The sequence below is a fragment of the Micromonospora sp. CPCC 205739 genome, assembly GCF_036906795.1.
Classification (GTDB): Bacteria; Actinomycetota; Actinomycetes; order Mycobacteriales; family Micromonosporaceae; genus Micromonospora.
This window is the reverse complement of the sequence record NZ_JBAKHS010000021.1, coordinates 26,139-41,344: the sequence shown is the minus strand read 5'-3', so window position 1 is coordinate 41,344 and position 15,206 is coordinate 26,139. Positions and strand designations below refer to the sequence as shown.

Annotated in this window: 11 protein-coding genes; 8 read left to right on the top strand and 3 right to left on the bottom strand. The window is 73.5% G+C overall.

Features of this window, described 5'->3' with window-relative positions:
- Window positions 1-59 precede the first annotated feature (59 nt).
- The gene (locus V6U88_RS24620) at window positions 60-263 is read right to left on the bottom strand and encodes a hypothetical protein (RefSeq protein WP_334456535.1); all 204 of its coding nucleotides are present in this window, start codon (window positions 261-263) and stop codon (window positions 60-62) included.
- Between the two features lie 387 nt (window positions 264-650).
- Between V6U88_RS24620 and V6U88_RS24615 the strand changes: the two genes are divergently transcribed.
- The gene (locus tag V6U88_RS24615; protein WP_334456533.1) at window positions 651-3,644 is read left to right on the top strand and encodes an ATP-binding protein; all 2,994 of its coding nucleotides are present in this window, start codon (window positions 651-653) and stop codon (window positions 3,642-3,644) included.
- Window positions 3,645-3,695: 51 nt separating this feature from the next.
- Here V6U88_RS24615 and V6U88_RS24610 read toward each other — a convergent pair whose 3' ends face one another.
- Complete coding sequence (locus tag V6U88_RS24610) at window positions 3,696-4,175, bottom strand: winged helix-turn-helix transcriptional regulator (protein ID WP_334456531.1); 480 nt, start codon at window positions 4,173-4,175, stop codon at window positions 3,696-3,698.
- 117 nt (window positions 4,176-4,292) lie between these two features.
- Between V6U88_RS24610 and V6U88_RS24605 the strand changes: the two genes are divergently transcribed.
- Complete coding sequence (locus V6U88_RS24605; protein WP_334456529.1) at window positions 4,293-4,991, top strand: SDR family oxidoreductase; 699 nt, start codon at window positions 4,293-4,295, stop codon at window positions 4,989-4,991.
- 82 nt (window positions 4,992-5,073) lie between these two features.
- The gene (locus tag V6U88_RS24600; RefSeq protein WP_334456527.1) at window positions 5,074-6,666 is read left to right on the top strand and encodes an MFS transporter; all 1,593 of its coding nucleotides are present in this window, start codon (window positions 5,074-5,076) and stop codon (window positions 6,664-6,666) included.
- Window positions 6,667-6,776: 110 nt separating this feature from the next.
- On the opposite strand, the gene V6U88_RS24595 is transcribed toward V6U88_RS24600, so the two are convergent.
- Window positions 6,777-9,134, bottom strand: a complete 2,358-nt coding sequence (locus tag V6U88_RS24595) for an AbfB domain-containing protein (RefSeq protein ID WP_334456526.1) — start codon at window positions 9,132-9,134, stop codon at window positions 6,777-6,779.
- A 280-nt stretch (window positions 9,135-9,414) separates the two neighbouring features.
- Between V6U88_RS24595 and V6U88_RS24590 the strand changes: the two genes are divergently transcribed.
- The 5 genes from V6U88_RS24590 to V6U88_RS24570 all read left to right on the top strand — a co-directional run bounded on the left by V6U88_RS24590 (window position 9,415) and on the right by V6U88_RS24570 (window position 15,162).
- Entirely contained in the window at window positions 9,415-10,491 is a 1,077-nt protein-coding gene (locus V6U88_RS24590; protein ID WP_334456525.1) for an ABC transporter substrate-binding protein, read from the top strand.
- An 80-nt stretch (window positions 10,492-10,571) separates the two neighbouring features.
- Window positions 10,572-12,116, top strand: a complete 1,545-nt coding sequence (locus V6U88_RS24585; protein ID WP_334456524.1) for a sugar ABC transporter ATP-binding protein — start codon at window positions 10,572-10,574, stop codon at window positions 12,114-12,116.
- Window positions 12,103-13,077: an ABC transporter permease gene (locus V6U88_RS24580; RefSeq protein WP_334456522.1), complete on the top strand. Its 975-nt coding sequence runs from the start codon at window positions 12,103-12,105 to the stop codon at window positions 13,075-13,077. The genes V6U88_RS24585 and V6U88_RS24580 overlap by 14 nt, the downstream gene beginning before the upstream one ends.
- Window positions 13,074-14,096: an ABC transporter permease gene (locus V6U88_RS24575; RefSeq protein ID WP_334456521.1), complete on the top strand. Its 1,023-nt coding sequence runs from the start codon at window positions 13,074-13,076 to the stop codon at window positions 14,094-14,096. Before V6U88_RS24580 ends, V6U88_RS24575 begins: the two co-directional genes overlap by 4 nt.
- A 34-nt stretch (window positions 14,097-14,130) precedes the next feature.
- Window positions 14,131-15,162 carry a LacI family DNA-binding transcriptional regulator gene (locus V6U88_RS24570; protein WP_334456520.1) on the top strand — a complete coding sequence of 344 codons (1,032 nt, stop codon included), beginning with the start codon at window positions 14,131-14,133 and terminating at the stop codon, window positions 15,160-15,162.
- Window positions 15,163-15,206: the final 44 nt, after the last annotated feature.

The window sequence follows — 15,206 nt, the reverse complement described above, 5'->3', positions numbered from 1 at the left end:
ATCGCAGCCGGGTACGACAGGCGCCGCGGCTGCGGCCTCGACCTGCGGCCCGCCGAGGGTCAGCGCCCGAGCTGGTGCTGGTAGACCCGCTGCCGTGCGCCGCTGACGAAGAGGCGCAGCTCGCCCCCGTGTCCCACGGCTGTCGGCGTCTCCCGCGCACCCCGCGGGGCCGGCAGGGACGTCCATCCCGACCAGGTGCCGGTGGTGAGGGTGTAGCGGTTGAGGCGGATCCGGAAGCACGTCGCCCGGGGTGTACAGCGCACCGTCACGGTGGCGAACGCGTCACACGACGTACCGAGTCGATCACGACCCGGAGTGTCCTTCGTCACCCGGTCACCCGAACCGTGCCACCCCGGGCGGGCGCCCGCCGCGACACCAGCTCGCCCGTTCGCCGGGGACCCGGGGCGGCGGTAACCTGGGGCTCCTCCGGCTCGGGGTTCCACTTCTCGGACGGTGGCATCAGGGTCGGGTGATCGAGGGGGCGGGCGTGCCGGAGCGGGGCGGCGAGCGGTCGACCGCGGACGGCCGGGCGGTGCCTCGTCGGAGCGTCCTCGCCGCGCCCGGGCCCAGCCGGTGAGTGTCGCTCCCCACCACCAGGTTCCGTCGACCGTGCGACGGGGTACGGGCACGCCGATGAGGTGCATTCGGAAGTGAGCAGCCCCACCGAGGAGCTGTTCGGTGGCGGCAGCGCGACCGGGCAGTTGATGGCCCGGCTCGACTGGCCGGCGACGCCACTCGGCCCCGTCGAGTCCTGGCCGCAGAGCCTGCGCGCGGCCGTGCGGATCGTCCTGTCCTCCCGGTACCCGATGCTGCTGCTCTGGGGCGAGCGGTTCACCCAGCTGTACAACGACGCGTACTCGGCCCTGATCGGCGACAAGCACCCGGGTGCGCTCGGGGACGACGTCCGGACCACCCTGGCCGAGGGCTGGGACGTGCTCGCGCCGCTGATCCAGGAGGCGATGGCGACGGGGGTGGCCAGCTGGGTGCCCGCGCTCCGACTGCTCCTCGACCGGTCCGGTTACCGGGAGGAGGCCTACTTCAGCGTCTCCCACGCCCCGGCGCGCGACGACGACGGCCGCACGGTCGGCATCTTCACCGTGTGCAGTGAGGTCACCGAGCAGGTGGTCGGGGAACGGCGGCTGGGTCTGCTGCGGGACCTGTCGGTCCGCGGCGACGGGCGCACGGTCGACGTCGCCAGCACCTGCGCCCGGCTGGTCGAGGCGATCGGCGGGCACCGGCTGGACGTCCCGTTCGCCGCGATCTACCTGCGGGAGGGCGCCGCCCTGCGCCGGGTGGCCTGCACCGACGACGCCCCGGCGGCGGAGGCGCTGCCCGACGTGGTGCTCAACGGCGACCCGGCCTGGGAGCTGTGGGCGGCGAGCAGGGGAGCGGCCACCGAGGTCCACGGGGTCGCCCAGCGGTTCACCCTGCCGGCCGGGGCGTTCGACGAGCCGGTAGCCAGCGCGATGGTGCTGCCGCTGCCGCTGCCCTCCGCCGAGGCCGACCAGCCCCTCGGGGCGCTGGTGGCCGGGGTCAGCCCCAGCCGCGCCCTCAACGAGGCTTACCGGTCGTTCTTCCAGCTGCTGGCGCAGCAGGTGGCCGTCGCGGTGCGCAACTCCCGCGCGTACGAGGAGGAGCGGCGCCGGGCCGAGGCCCTGGCCGAGCTCGACCGCGTCAAGACCAGCTTCTTCACCAACGTCAGCCACGAGTTCCGCACGCCACTGACCTTGATGCTCGGCCCGCTGTCCGACGCGCTCGCCGACGACCGGCATCCGCTGCCGCCAGAGCAGCGGGAGCGGGTGGAGACCGCCCGGCGCAGCGCCGACCGGCTGCTCACCCTCGTCAACAGCCTGCTGACCTTCTCCAGCCTGGAGGCCGGGCGGGCCCAGAGCCGGGCGCGGCAGGTGGAGCTGCCGGAGCTGACCGCCGAGTTCGCCGGCGTGTTCCGGTCCGCGGTCGAGCGCGCCGGGCTGCGCCTGGAGGTGGACTGTCCGCCGCTGCCCCGGCCGGTGGTGCTGGACCCGCTCAACTGGGAGCGCATCGTCACCAACCTGCTCTCCAACGCGCTGAAGCACACCTTCGTCGGGCGGATCACGGTCGGGCTGCACGCCCACCCCACGGAGCTGCGGCTGACCGTCGCCGACACCGGCATCGGCATCGCCGAGGAGGAGCTGCCCCGGCTCTTCGAGCGCTTCCACCGGGTGGAGGGGGCACCCTCCCGCAGCCACGAGGGCACCGGCATCGGGCTCGCCCTGGTCCGCGAGCTGACCCGGCTCGAAGGCGGCGACGTACGGGTCGACAGCCAGGTCGGGCGCGGCACCACCTTCACCGTCGCGCTGCCCTGGACGGCGCTGCGCCGCAGCGCGGACGCCGGCGTGGTGGCGGGCGAGTTGGGGGACACCGCCCGCGCCGTGGCGCAGGAGGCGAGCGGCTGGCTGGTCGACCCCCTCCGGCCCGAGCCGGCCGGACCGGGGCCGTCGGAGACGCCGCCCGCCACCGGGCGCGGAGTCCGGATCCTGGTGGCCGACGACAACGCCGACATGCGCGCGTACCTGGTCCGGCTGCTGACCGGACAGGGCTGGCGGGTCGAGACGGTCGGCACCGGCCGGCAGGCCCTCGACGCGATCCGGCGTGACCCGCCGGACCTGTTGCTGACCGACGTGATGATGCCCGAGGTCGACGGCTTCACCCTCGTGCGCACCCTGCGCGGACGGCCGGAGACCCGGGCGCTGCCGGCGGTGGTGCTCTCCGCGCGCGCCGGCGCGGACGCCGCCGTCGAGGGCCTCGACCTGGGCGCCGACGACTACGTGGTCAAGCCCTTCACCGCCGCCGACCTCGTCGCCCGGGTACGGGCCACCCTCGACGGGGCGCGACGGCGCGGGTGGACGCCGCACGCCGAGAACCACCGAGCCGACCCGGCGAGGCCTACCGCCGGGGCGGCCCCAGATGTTGCGCCACCGGCTGTCCGTACCGCCGCCGGAGCGGCCCCGGACGCCGCGCCACCGGTGATCCGTATCCCCGCCGGGGCGGCCCCGGATGCCGGGTCATCGGCTGACCGCACGGTCGATCGGCCCGCCGCCGGGGCGGCCCCGGACGCCGCGCCGTCGTCGGCCCGCACCACCGGTCCGGCCCCGACCGGCCACCCGACGCCCGCCCCGACCGCCGCCGACCGCTCGGCAGTCGGCGTCCGGACGACGCCGCCGGCCCCGACCGGGCCGTCCGCCGGGGCGCGGGTCCCGAACGGCCGGGAGCCGGTGCCCCCGGTGGAGACCGGGTGGAACTACCCCGCGCAGGCCACCTCCGCCTCGGCGATGCGGCGCGACGTGCGCGGCTGGCTGGAGTCGCTGCACGTGCACCCCGACGTGGTGCAGGAGCTGTTGGTGGCCGCGTCCGAGGCGTTCAACAACGCGGTCGAGCACGCGCAGCGGCCGACCCGGCCCGAGGTGCAGGTGCGGCTCCAGCTCGTCGCCGGCACCGCCCGGGTCACCGTGCGTGACTTCGGCACGTGGCGGGACCGGCAGCCGGCGATGGACCGCGGCCGGGGTGCCACGCTGATGAACGCCTACGGCGACGTGCGGCTGGTGTCGACCGCCTCCGGCACCATGGTGACCATCGAGCGTCGCCTGACCGACGACCAGGGCTGACCGCGGGCGGGCCGGGCGTCTTCGCCGCCGGCCGCGCGGTGACCCGCCCGCCTAGTCCCGGGCGATCAGGCCGGGGCCGGCGACGAGGGTGATGTCGCCCGCGTTGATCTCGTGGCCCTCCTCGCAGCGGAGCACGGTGCGAACCGGGCAGCCGCAGTCGCGGTGGGTGGCCAGCACGGGCGGACCGGCCTCGTCGGCGGCCCAGGTGTCCCCCCAGTGGCGCAGGGCGGTGACCACCGGCAGCAGCTCCTGCCCCTTGCGGGTGAGCTGGTACTCGTACCGGGTGCGCTGGCCCTGCTCGCGGTAGGGGGTCCGTTCGAGCAGCCCGGCGCCGACCAGTTCCCGCAGGCGGGCCGCCATCGCCGGCTCACCGATGCCCACCCGCCGGACGAAGTCGTCGAAGCGGCGGGTGCCGAGCAGCGCCTCGCGCATGATGAGCATCGCCGACCTGCTGCCGACGATGTCCATGGCGCGGGCGATCGAGCAGTTGGTCATCGACCACGCCTCCCGGTCCTCCCGCAGATCCTGCATGCCCTCAGCGTACGGGCTGACTTGCGCCAACGCTAGTCAGAGTGCTTCACTGGCCGAGCTGGCTTTTTGAAACAGAAGCCAGACCCGAATCCGGCAACTCCGCAGACAGGATGAAGCATGGACATCTCGACCATGACCGCGCTGGTGACCGGCGCGAACCGGGGCTTCGGCCGCGCCCTGGCCGCCGAACTGCTCGCCCGGGGCGCCACGGTGTACGCCGCCGCCCGTAACCCCGCCCAGATCGACCTCCCGGGCGCCCGGCCGCTGGAGCTGGACATCACCGACCCGGCCTCCGTGGCGGCGGCAGCGGCCGCCGCCGGCGACGTCACCCTGCTGGTCAACAACGCCGGCACGGCGACCGGGGCGGACCTGCTCACCGGCGACCTGGACCAGATCCGGCTGGAGATGGAGACCCACTACCTCGGCACCCTCTCGGTGACGCGGGCGTTCGCGCCCGTCATCGAGCGCAACGGCGGCGGCACCGTCCTCAACGTGCTGTCCGTGCTCTCCTGGTTCGCCCTGCCCAGCGACGGTGCGTACGGGGCGGCGAAGGCGGCCGAGTGGAGCCTCACCAACGCTCTGCGACTGCAGCTCGCCCCGGCGAAGATCCGCGTCGCGGGACTGCACGTGGGCTACATGGACACCGACATGACCCGGGCGGTCACCGCCCCCAAGGCCGACCCCGCGGCCGTCGCGGCGTACACGATCGACCAGCTCGCGGCGGACGCGTACGAGATCCTCGCCGACGACCTCAGCCGGGACGTGCGCGCCAAGCTCGCCGGCGGCGTGGCGGCCCTCTACCCGCAGCTGCCGTAACCGCATCCGGCCCCGACCCGCTTCCGCGCGGGCGGCCCCGTCCGGCCCACGCCCCCACCCGTCATTCCTGCAAGGAGTACCTGTGCCCGAAGAGCGGACCGCCACCACCGCGTGGCGGGAGCCGACCGCGGCCGCCGCCGCAGCGCCGGCGCGCAAGGCCCCCGTACGGGGCTCACACCCGGCGACCCTCGTCGCCATGTGCCTGGGCTCGTTGGTCACCTTCCTCCAGCTCACCGCCACCGTCTCCACGCTCACCACGATCCAGCGGGACCTGCGGGTCGATCCGACGACCCTGGTCTGGATCCCCAGCGCCTACACCCTGGTGCTGGCCAGCCTCGTGCTCTCCGCCGCCACGCTCGGCAACCGGTACGGGCGCAAGCGGATGTTCAGCGCCGGCGTCGCGGCCATGATGGCCGGGGCTGCGCTGGTCGCCCTGGCCACCGCCCCCGGCTGGGTCATCGCCGGGCAGCTCGTGGCCGGTGCGGGCGGTGCGCTGATCCTGGCGAACAGCCTGGCGATCCTCGGGGTGACCTTCACCGACCCGCACCGCCGTACCGAAGTGATCACCGCCTGGGCGGCGGCGTCCGGCGTCGGCCTGGCGGTGGGCCCGGTGATCGCCGGGACGCTGCTGGCGCACTTCCACTGGCACAGCGTCTTCCTGTCCACGGTGGTGCTGGGCGTGGTCACCCTCGCCGTCACCACCTTCTGGGTGGCCGAGTCGCGGCAGCCGGCCAGCCGTCTCGACCTGCCCGGCCTGCTGCTGGGCACGCTCACCGTCGCCGCCGTCGTCTACGCCCTGATCGAGGGCGGTCGGCACGGCTGGACCAGCCCGACGGTGGCGGCCGCGTGGCTGACCGCGGTCGCCGGACTCGTCGCCTTCGTCCTGGTCGAGCTGCGCACCGCCGCGCCGATGCTCGACGTGCGGCTGTTCCGGTCGGCCTCCTTCAGCGCCGTCATGGTCGTCGCCGCCGTGTCGCTGTTCGGCTTCACCGGCGTGTCGATCCTGCTCGTGCTCTTCCACGAGCGCGCCCAGGCGCTCAGCCCGCTGGACACCGGCTGGCGGATGCTGGCGGTGTTCGGCCTCTACGCGCTCACCGCCTTCGTCGCCGGTCGGGCGATCCGCCGTACCGGCTTCAAGGCGCCGCTCACCCTCGGCCTGCTCCTCGGCGGCCTGGCCAGCCTCGGCCTCTCCACCCACACGCCGAGCACCCCGTTCAGCCACAGCTGGCCCCTGCTCGCGCTCTTCGGCGCGGCCTGCGCCCTGGTCGTCGCGCCGGCCACCGCGGCGGCACTGGCCAGCGTCGCTCCCGCCCAGGCCGGTATGGCCTCCGCGGCGGTCAACACCGCCCGCCAGCTCGGCGCCGTGACGGGCGCGTCGCTGCTGGGCACCCTGCTCAGCACCACGCTGATCGCCGACCTGCCGGGCCGGCTCGCCGCCCACGGCGTACCCGAAGCCACCCGCACCGCGGTGCAGGCGGCCGTGACGGCCGGCGCCACCGGCACCGAGACGCCGCCCGGGCCGGTGCGGCAGGCGCTCGCCGAGTCCCTCACCGCCGGTGTGCAGGCCGGCCTGCGGGTCAACGCCGTCGTCTTCCTCGCCGCCGCCGTCCTCGCGCTCGCCGTCGTGCGCAACCGGCCGCACCGGCACCAGCCGCCGGCAGCCGACCGCACCTGACCCCGCACCGGAAGGTAGCCCCGACGGTTCCCCGGCGAGGGCGCGCCCGCTCCACCGGCCGGCTCCGACGAGCGAGCCGACCGGCGGAGCGGGTCACCGCCCGACCGGGGTCAGGGCGCCCACGGCTCGGCGACGGTCCAGGTGCTGTCCGCCGTCCACATGGTCGGGGTGTTCCAGGCGTCGCCGCCCGCCCCGTTGCTCAGCCACACCTGCGAGTCGTAGTGGCGCAGGTACGAGCCCCGGAAGTTGTACGACTCCAGCGAGACCCCGCTGCCGGTCAACCCGGTGCGCGCGCACCAGGTCGCGTCGGCGCGCATCAGGGCCGAGCCGTCGTCGGGCGAGTTGCGCACCCGGGAGTAGGCGTGGCGCAGGTACTGCCCGGGGTAGTTCACCGACTCGAACGAGTAGCAGGTGGCGTCGGCCAGCCCCGCCCGGATCGTGTACGTCGCGTCGGCCTTGAGCAGCGCCGGGCTGGCGGCGGTCACCACCTCGGTGTAGGCCAGGCTGTCGCGGTGCCGCAGGTAGCGGTCGGTGTAGCCGGGCGTGGTCACCCGCAACGAGCGGCGCTGCCCCACCGGCAGGGCGACCGGCGTGGAGTTGCCGAGCGCCTTCGAGGCGGCGATCAACTCCTGGTTCGCCTGCCGGACCCGGGCCTGGTCCATCTTGACGACCTGGCGGTCGTAGGTGAGGAAGCCGTTGAGTTCGCCCTCCACGTCGGTGATCTCGGTGTACACCGACGCGCTCAGGCCCCGGCCGATCATCAGGTTGCGGCTGCCCTGCACCAGGCCGACGTACCGGTTGGTCAGCGCCGTCGAGTCGGGCTGCCACTCGTAGGCCAGGAAGTTGCCGTTGGGGCTGTACTCGTGCCTCGGGGTACGCAGTCCCAGCCCGCCGAACTCGCCGAGCACGGCGATCCGGCTGCCCGAGGGCTGCGGCGAGTCCGGGCCGACGTAGACGTGCCAGTCGTCGATGTCGCCGTTGCCGGGGTTGCCGAGGGACTGGCAGCAGTTGTACCCGCTGTGCGTGTTGACCAGCCGGGTCGGGTCCTGGTCCTTGACCGCCTGGCCCACCCGCCGGGTGTCGGCCAGCGCGCGCTCGCCCCAGCCCTCGTTGTAGACCGTGTACGCGACCACCGCCGGTGAGCTGCGATGCTCGTCGACGATCTCGCGGGCCTCCGCCTCGAACTGGGCCTGCTGGGCGTCGGTGGGGTTGACGTCCTGCGCGGTGAGCGAGGGGACGTCCTGCCAGACCAGCAGGCCGAGGCGGTCGGCGTGGTAGAACCAGCGCTGCGGCTCCACCTTGATGTGCTTGCGGACCATGTTGAAGCCGAGGTCCTTGTGCTTCTGCAGGTCGAAGGCGAGCGCCGCGTCGGTGGGCGCGGTGTAGATCCCGTCGGGCCAGTACCCCTGGTCCAGGGTGCCGACCTGGAACACGAACTGGCCGTTGAGCTTCGGCCGCAGCACCCCGTTGACCAGGCCGGTGGTGATCTCCCGCATGCCGAAGTAGTGGGTCGTCCGGTCCACGGTCGCCCCGCCGCTGCCGCGCAGGGTGACCCGCAGGTGGTACAGGAACGGGTCGTCGGGGGACCAGCGGCGCGCGTTCGGCACCGGCACCGAGAACTCAGTGAAGCCGCCGGTGGCCGAGCCGACGACGGTGCTGCCGTCGAGGGCCTCGGCCAGGACGCTGTGTCCGCTGACGTTCCCGCGGGTGAAGACCCGCACCCGCAACCGGTTGTCGGCGAGGCTCGGGTAGAGGTCGACGCTGCTGATCGAGGCGGCAGGGGTGGGCTCCAGCCAGACGGTCTGCCAGATGCCGGAGCTGGGGGTGTAGAAGATGCCGCCGGGGGTCCTGGTCTGCTTGCCGATCGGGGGCAGGGTGCCGTTCTGCCGGCTGTCGCTGGGGTCGAAGACCTTGACGACGAGTTCGTTGCTGCCGCCGTTGAGGCGGGCGGTGACGTCGAAGGTGAACGCGTCGTAGCCCCCGGTGTGGCTGCCGACCTGCACGCCGTTGACCCAGACGGTGGTCTGCCAGTCGACGGCACCGAAGTGCAGCTGCACCTGTCGGCCGGCCCAGCCCGCCGGGACGGTGAACAGGCGCCGGTAGTACAGCCAGCTGCGGTCGTCGCCGGGGGAGCGGCGCACCCCGGACAGCGCCGACTCCACCGGGAAGGGGACGTTGACCCGTTCGGGCAGGGTGGTGCCGAACTGGGGCGGGTCGTCGGTCGCGGACTGCCGCAGTTGCCACTCGCCGTTGAGGTTCTGCCAGTCGGGGCGGGTCATCTGGGGGCGCGGGTACTCCGGCAGCGGCGTGCCGGAGAGCGCCTGGGCGGTCCAGGGCGTGGTCAGGGGCGGGGTCTTCGCGGGGACCGCCTGGGCGGCCGGGGCCGCGACCAGCAGACCAGCGACCAGTGTGGCCACGGCCAGCAGCGATCGGATCCAGGGCGGGCGGGGGTGGACGCGTTGTCTCATGGCGTCTCCGTCTTCGGTGGGGGGACGGCGGACGGGTGCCGGGCGGGGCGGATGCCGGTGGGGACCCATCGACGGCGCTGACGGAGGATCTTATTGACATCCGTGAACGTATGTATAACGTTATAGGCCTCCCGTGGACGGTCGGTCAATGCCTGTTCATCAATGTCCTGGGCGCGTTCACCAGCGCGGAAAGGGCCGCTCCGCGGGCGGGATTCGCCTGCACGGATACGCCCGTCGGCACCGTCCGACCCCCCACCCCACCGCGTACGAGGAGCAACGGATGACCATCAGGATCCGCGTTCTGGCGAACGCGACCGTCGCCCTGATCGCCGGCGCCGCAGTGCTCACCGGCTGCACGAAGAGCGAGAGCGAGGACGCCCCGGCCCCGGCCGGCAGCGAGGGCCAGCAGGTCGTGGCCAGCAGCACCCCGGGTGGCGCCGGCTGCACCCTGCAGCAGTACGGCGCCGGCAAGCTCGACCTGGCCGACGCGGTCGTCGGCTTCTCCCAGTCCGAAAAGGAGGCGAACCCGTTCCGGATCGCCGAGACGCAGTCCATCCGGGACGAGGCCGCGAAGATCGGCGTGAAAAAGCTGCTGGTCACCAACGCCCAGTCGCAACTGTCCAAGCAGATCAGCGACATCCAGGACATGCTGGCGCAGGGCGCGCAGTTCCTCATCGTCGCGCCGCTGAACTCCGACGGGTTGGAGCCCGCGTTGCAGGCGGCCGCGGCGAAGAAGGTCCCGGTGCTCACCATCGACCGCAAGATCAACGCCGCGCCCTGCAAGGACTACCTGGCCTTCCTCGGCTCCAACTTCGTCGAGCAGGGCAAGCGGGCGGCCGACGCGATGATCAAGGTGACCGGCGGGACCGGCAAGGTGGCCATCCTGCTCGGCTCGTCCGGCAACAACGTCACCACCGACCGGACCAACGGCTTCGTCGAGCAGGTGAAGGCGAAGGCGCCCGGGCTGCAGATCGCCGCCCAGCAGACCGGCGAGTTCGCCCGTGACAAGGGCCAGGCCGTCATGGAGCAGCTCATCTCCAGCAACCCCGACATCACCGCGGTCTACGCCGAGAACGACGAGATGGCGCTCGGCGCGGTGACCGCCCTGCGGTCGGCCGGCAAGAACCCCGGCAAGGACGTCAAGATCGTCTCGATCGACGGGACCCGCAACGCCGTCCAGGCGATCGTCGACGGCACGATCAACGCCGTCATCGAGTCCAACCCGCGCTTCGGTCCGCTGGCCTTCAAGACCGCCCAGGACTTCTACGCCGGCACCGCGATTCCCGAGAACGTCATCATCTCCGACCGCGAGTACGACTCCGCCAACGCCCGGGAGTCGTTGGCCGGCGCGTACTGACGCACCGACCGGCGCTCCGGCGCGCCCACGCGCCGGAGCGCCGGCACCCGCTCCGTCACCGTCGCAGAGGGGCCACCGACATGACCGAGACCGACGCCGCACCCGTGCTCGAGGTGCGCGACGTCAGCAAACACTTCCGCGGCGTCCGCGCCCTGGACGGCGTGAGCCTGAGCGTCGCGCCCGGCGAGGTGCACGCCCTGGTCGGCGAGAACGGCGCCGGCAAGTCCACCCTGATCAAGGTGATCACCGGCGTCTACCAGGCCGACTCCGGCGAGATCCGCTACCGGGGCGGGCCGGTCACCTTCGGTCGGCCGCTGGACGCCCAGCGCGCCGGCATCTCGACCATCTACCAGGAGGTCAACCTCATCCCGCTGCTGAGCATCGCCCGCAACCTCTTCCTGGGGCGGGAGCCCCGCCGGTTCGGCCTCCTCGACGTCGGCCGGATGAACCGGGAGGCGACCGAGGTGCTCGCCCGGTACGGCGTCGACGTCGACGTGACCCGGCCGCTGCGGTCGATGAGCCTGGGCGCGCAGCAGATGGTCGCCCTCGCCCGCGCCGTCGCCGTCGACGCGAAGGTGCTCGTCATGGACGAGCCGACCTCCTCGCTGGAGCCGCGCGAGGTGCAGACGCTGTTCGGGCTGGTCCGCCGGCTCAGCGCCCGGGGCATCGCGGTGGTCTACGTCAGTCACCGTCTCGACGAGCTCTACCAGCTCTGCGATCGGGTGACCGTGCTGCGCGACGGCCGGGTCGTGCACACCGGGGCGCTGGCCGGCCTCGACCGCCTCCGGCTCGTCTCGGCCATGCTGGGCCGGGACCTGGCCGAGGTCCGCCGCGACGGCGTGACGGGCTTCACCGGCGACCACGCCGCCCGCGACGGCGAACCGGTGCTGCGCGTGGCGGGGCTGCGCAAGCGGCACCTGCTGCACGACGTCTCCTTCACCGTCCGGCCCGGCGAGGTCACCGGCCTCGGTGGACTGCTCGGCTCCGGCCGCTCCGAGACCGCCAAGGCGATCGTCGGGGCGCTGCCGCTGGACGCGGGCACGGTGACCGTCGCCGGACGGCGGCTGCGCCGGCCCACCCCCCGGCGCGCGCTGCGCGCCGGCGTGGCGCTGCTGCCCGAGGACCGCAAGGCCGAGGGCATCATCCCCGAGCTGTCCGTACGCGAGAACATCGTGCTGGCCGCCATGCCGCGGCTGGCCCGCGCCGGGGTGGTCTCCCGGGCCCGACAGGACCGGATCGTCGAGACGTTCATGACCCGGCTGCGCATCCGGGCGGCCAGCCCGGAGCAGCGGGTCGGTGACCTCTCCGGCGGCAACCAGCAGAAGGTGCTGCTGGCGCGCTGGCTGTGCCTCAACCCCCGCCTGCTGCTGCTCGACGAACCCACCCGGGGCATCGATGTCGGCGCCAAGGCGGAGGTGCAGCGGCTCGTCGGTGAGCTGGCCCGCGACGGCCTGGGCGTCGTCCTCATCTCCTCCGACCTGGAGGAACTCGTGGAGGGCGCCGACCGGGTGGTGGTGCTGCGGGCCGGCGCCGTGGTCGGCGAGCTGGCCGGTGACGAGGTCTCCGAACCGGCCATCCTGGCCACCCTGGCCGCGCCGGAGGAGGCCGCCGATGAGCACCGCTGAACGCAGCGTCGCCGCGCGTACCGCGCCCGACCGGGCCGCGCTCACCCGCCGGGTCCGCGACGTCGGGGTGTACGTCGCCGTCGGCGCGCTGCTGCTGTTCAACGCCGTCTTCACCGACAACTTCCTGGAGCTGGCCAACCTCCGCACGCAACTGGTGCAGGTGGCCCCGGTGGTGATCGTGGCGCTCGGCATCGCCCTGGTCATCGGCAGCGAGGGCATCGACCTGTCGGTCGGCTCGGTGATGGCCCTGGCCGCCGCCGTCCTGCCGCTGTACCTCGGCTTCGGGCTGTGGCCCGCGGTCGCCATGGCCCTGCTGGCCGGGGCGGCGGCCGGCGTGCTCAACGGCACCCTCGTCGCCGTGGTCGGCCTGCAACCGATCGTCGCCACGCTCGCCCTGCTGGTCGCCGGGCGGGGCCTGGCCCTGGTCATCGCCGACGGCCAGCTCAAGCAGATCCGCAACCCGGACCTGCTCGCCCTCGGCACCGACGAACTCCTCGGGCTGCCCGTGGTCGCCTGGGTCGCCGTCGTGCTGGCCGTCCTGATCGGATTCACCGTGCACCGCACCACGTACGGCCGGCAGCTCGTCGCCATCGGCGGCAACCGGGCCGCCGCCCAGCTGGCCGGGCTGCCGGTCCGCCGGGTCCTCGTCGTCACCTACGTGCTCAGCGGGGTCTTCGCCGCCCTGGCCGGGGTCCTCGCCACCGCCCGACTCACCGCCAGCGACCCGTCGGCCATCGGCAACCTGATCGAGCTGTCCGCGATCACCGCGGTCGTCGTCGGGGGTACGCCGCTCTCCGGCGGCCGGGTCCGGGTGCTCGGCACGGTCGCCGGCGCGCTGCTCATGCAGCTGCTCCGGGCCACCCTGATCAAGCACGACCTGCCCGACTCCACGGCGCAGATGGTGCAGGCCGTCATCATCCTGATCGCCGTCTACGTCGCCCAGCAACGGAGGACGCGATGACCACCGGCACCACGGCCCACGTCGCGACCGGCGACACGGCGCAGCTGCCCACCTCCCGGGTCGCCGGGACCGAGCGGATCGCCGCGCTGGCGCAGCGGCACGGCGCCCTGGCCGTGCTGCTGCTCGCCAGCGCCGTCGCGGCGCTGCTCTTCGAGTCGTTCGCCACCGCCGGCAACCTCGCCGGCATCGCCATCCAGTCGTCGACGCTGGCCATCGTCGCGCTCGGCATGACCTTCGTGATCATCGGCGGTGGGATCGACCTCTCCGTGGGATCGGTCTTCGCCCTCGGCGGGGTGCTCGCCGCCTGGGCCAGCCAGTGGGGCGCGCTGCCGGCGGTCCTGCTGCCGCTCGCCGTCTGCGGCGCCATCGGCCTGCTCAACGGGCTGGTCATCGCCCGGGCCGGGCTGGCCCCCTTCATCGTCACGCTGGCCAGCCTGTTGGGCGCCCGTGGCCTGCTCCTCGCCGTGACCGACGAGGGCGCCCGGACGTACCTGGTGCCCCGCGACTCCGTGCTGCTCGACGTCGGCCGGGGCACCCTCTTCGGCATCGGCTGGCCGGTGTACCTGGCCGTGCTGCTCTGCGTCGCCGCGGCCGTGCTGCTGCAACGCAGCCGGTACGGCCAGGCCGTCTTCGCCCTCGGCGGCAACGAGGAGGCCGCCGGGCTGATGGGGCTGCCGGTCGCCCGGCTGAAGACGCTGACCTACGTGCTCAGCGCGCTTCTGGCCGGATTCGCCGGGGTCCTCAACGCCGCCCGGCTCGGGTCCGGGGTCACCATCCTCGGCGTCGGCATGGAACTGGACGCGATCGCCGCGGTCGTCATCGGGGGAACGCTGCTCATCGGTGGCGCCGGCAGCGTCAGTGGGACGCTGTGCGGGGTGCTGCTGCTCGGCGTGATCCAGAACGTGATCAACCAGATCGGCAACCTCACCTCGTCGATCCAGTCCGTGGTGAGCGGGGTGTTCCTGCTGGTCGTGGTGGTCACCCAGACGTACCTCAGCAAGGTGCGACGGCTACGGTGACGGCCGTGACCCGTCCGGCCGAGGCAGGTGGTACGTGGGCGTCAGCCTGAAGGACATCGCCCAGCGGGCCGGGGTGTCCCTGGCCACCGTCTCCAACGTCGTCAACGGCTACCGGCCGGTCGGCGAACAGACCCGGCGCCGGGTGCAGCAGGCGATCGACGAGCTGGGCTACACCCCCAACCTCAGCGCCCGCCACCTGCGCCGCGGGCGTACCGGCATCATCGCCCTGGCCATCCCGGAGCTGAACAACCCGTACTTCGCCGAACTGGCCGACGCGGCGATCCGGGAGGCGGCCGGCCTCGGCTACACGCTGGTGATGGAGAGCAGCGGCGCGGACCGCGACCTGGAGCTGATGCTGCTGGACGGCTCCCGCCGCCACATCATCGACGGCCTGATCTTCAGCCCGGTCCGCATCACCCGCGACGACGTGCTCGCCCGTACCGGCACCGTCCCGCTCGTGCTGATCGGCGAGGGCGTCTACGACGTGCCCCACGACCACATCGCGATCGACAACGTCGCCGCCAGCCGCGCCGTGGTCGAGCACCTGCTCGCTCTCGGCCGGCGCCGGATCGCCTTCATCGGCGCCGGGGACGGGCAGGACCGGCAGTCGGCACACCTGCGGCTGCGCGGCTACCAGGAGGCGCTGACGGCGGCCGGGCTGCCGGTCGACGCGCGGCTGGTGGTGGCCACCGAGCAGTTCGGCCGCCGGGACGGACTGCTCGCCATGCGCCACCTGCTCGCCCTCGACCCGCCCCCGGACGCCGTCTTCGGCTACAACGACCTCGTCGCGATCGGCGCCATCCGGGCCATCGGTGAGGCGGGCCGCCGGGTGCCGGTGGACATCGCGGTGGCGGGCATCGACGACATCGAGGAGGGTCGCTTCAGCACGCCCACCCTGACCACCATCGCCCCGGACAAGGAGCACATCGGACGGTTCGCCGTCCAGCGGCTGGTCGCGCTGATCGAGGGGGCGCCGCTGGCACCCCCGGCGGACCTGCACCTGCCGTTCCGGCTCGCGGTCAGGGAGAGCACCGGTGGGACGCGCGACGACACCGACGCCGGCTGACGCACCGGTCAGCGCGACCCGGGGTCGACGAGGGCGCTGCTATC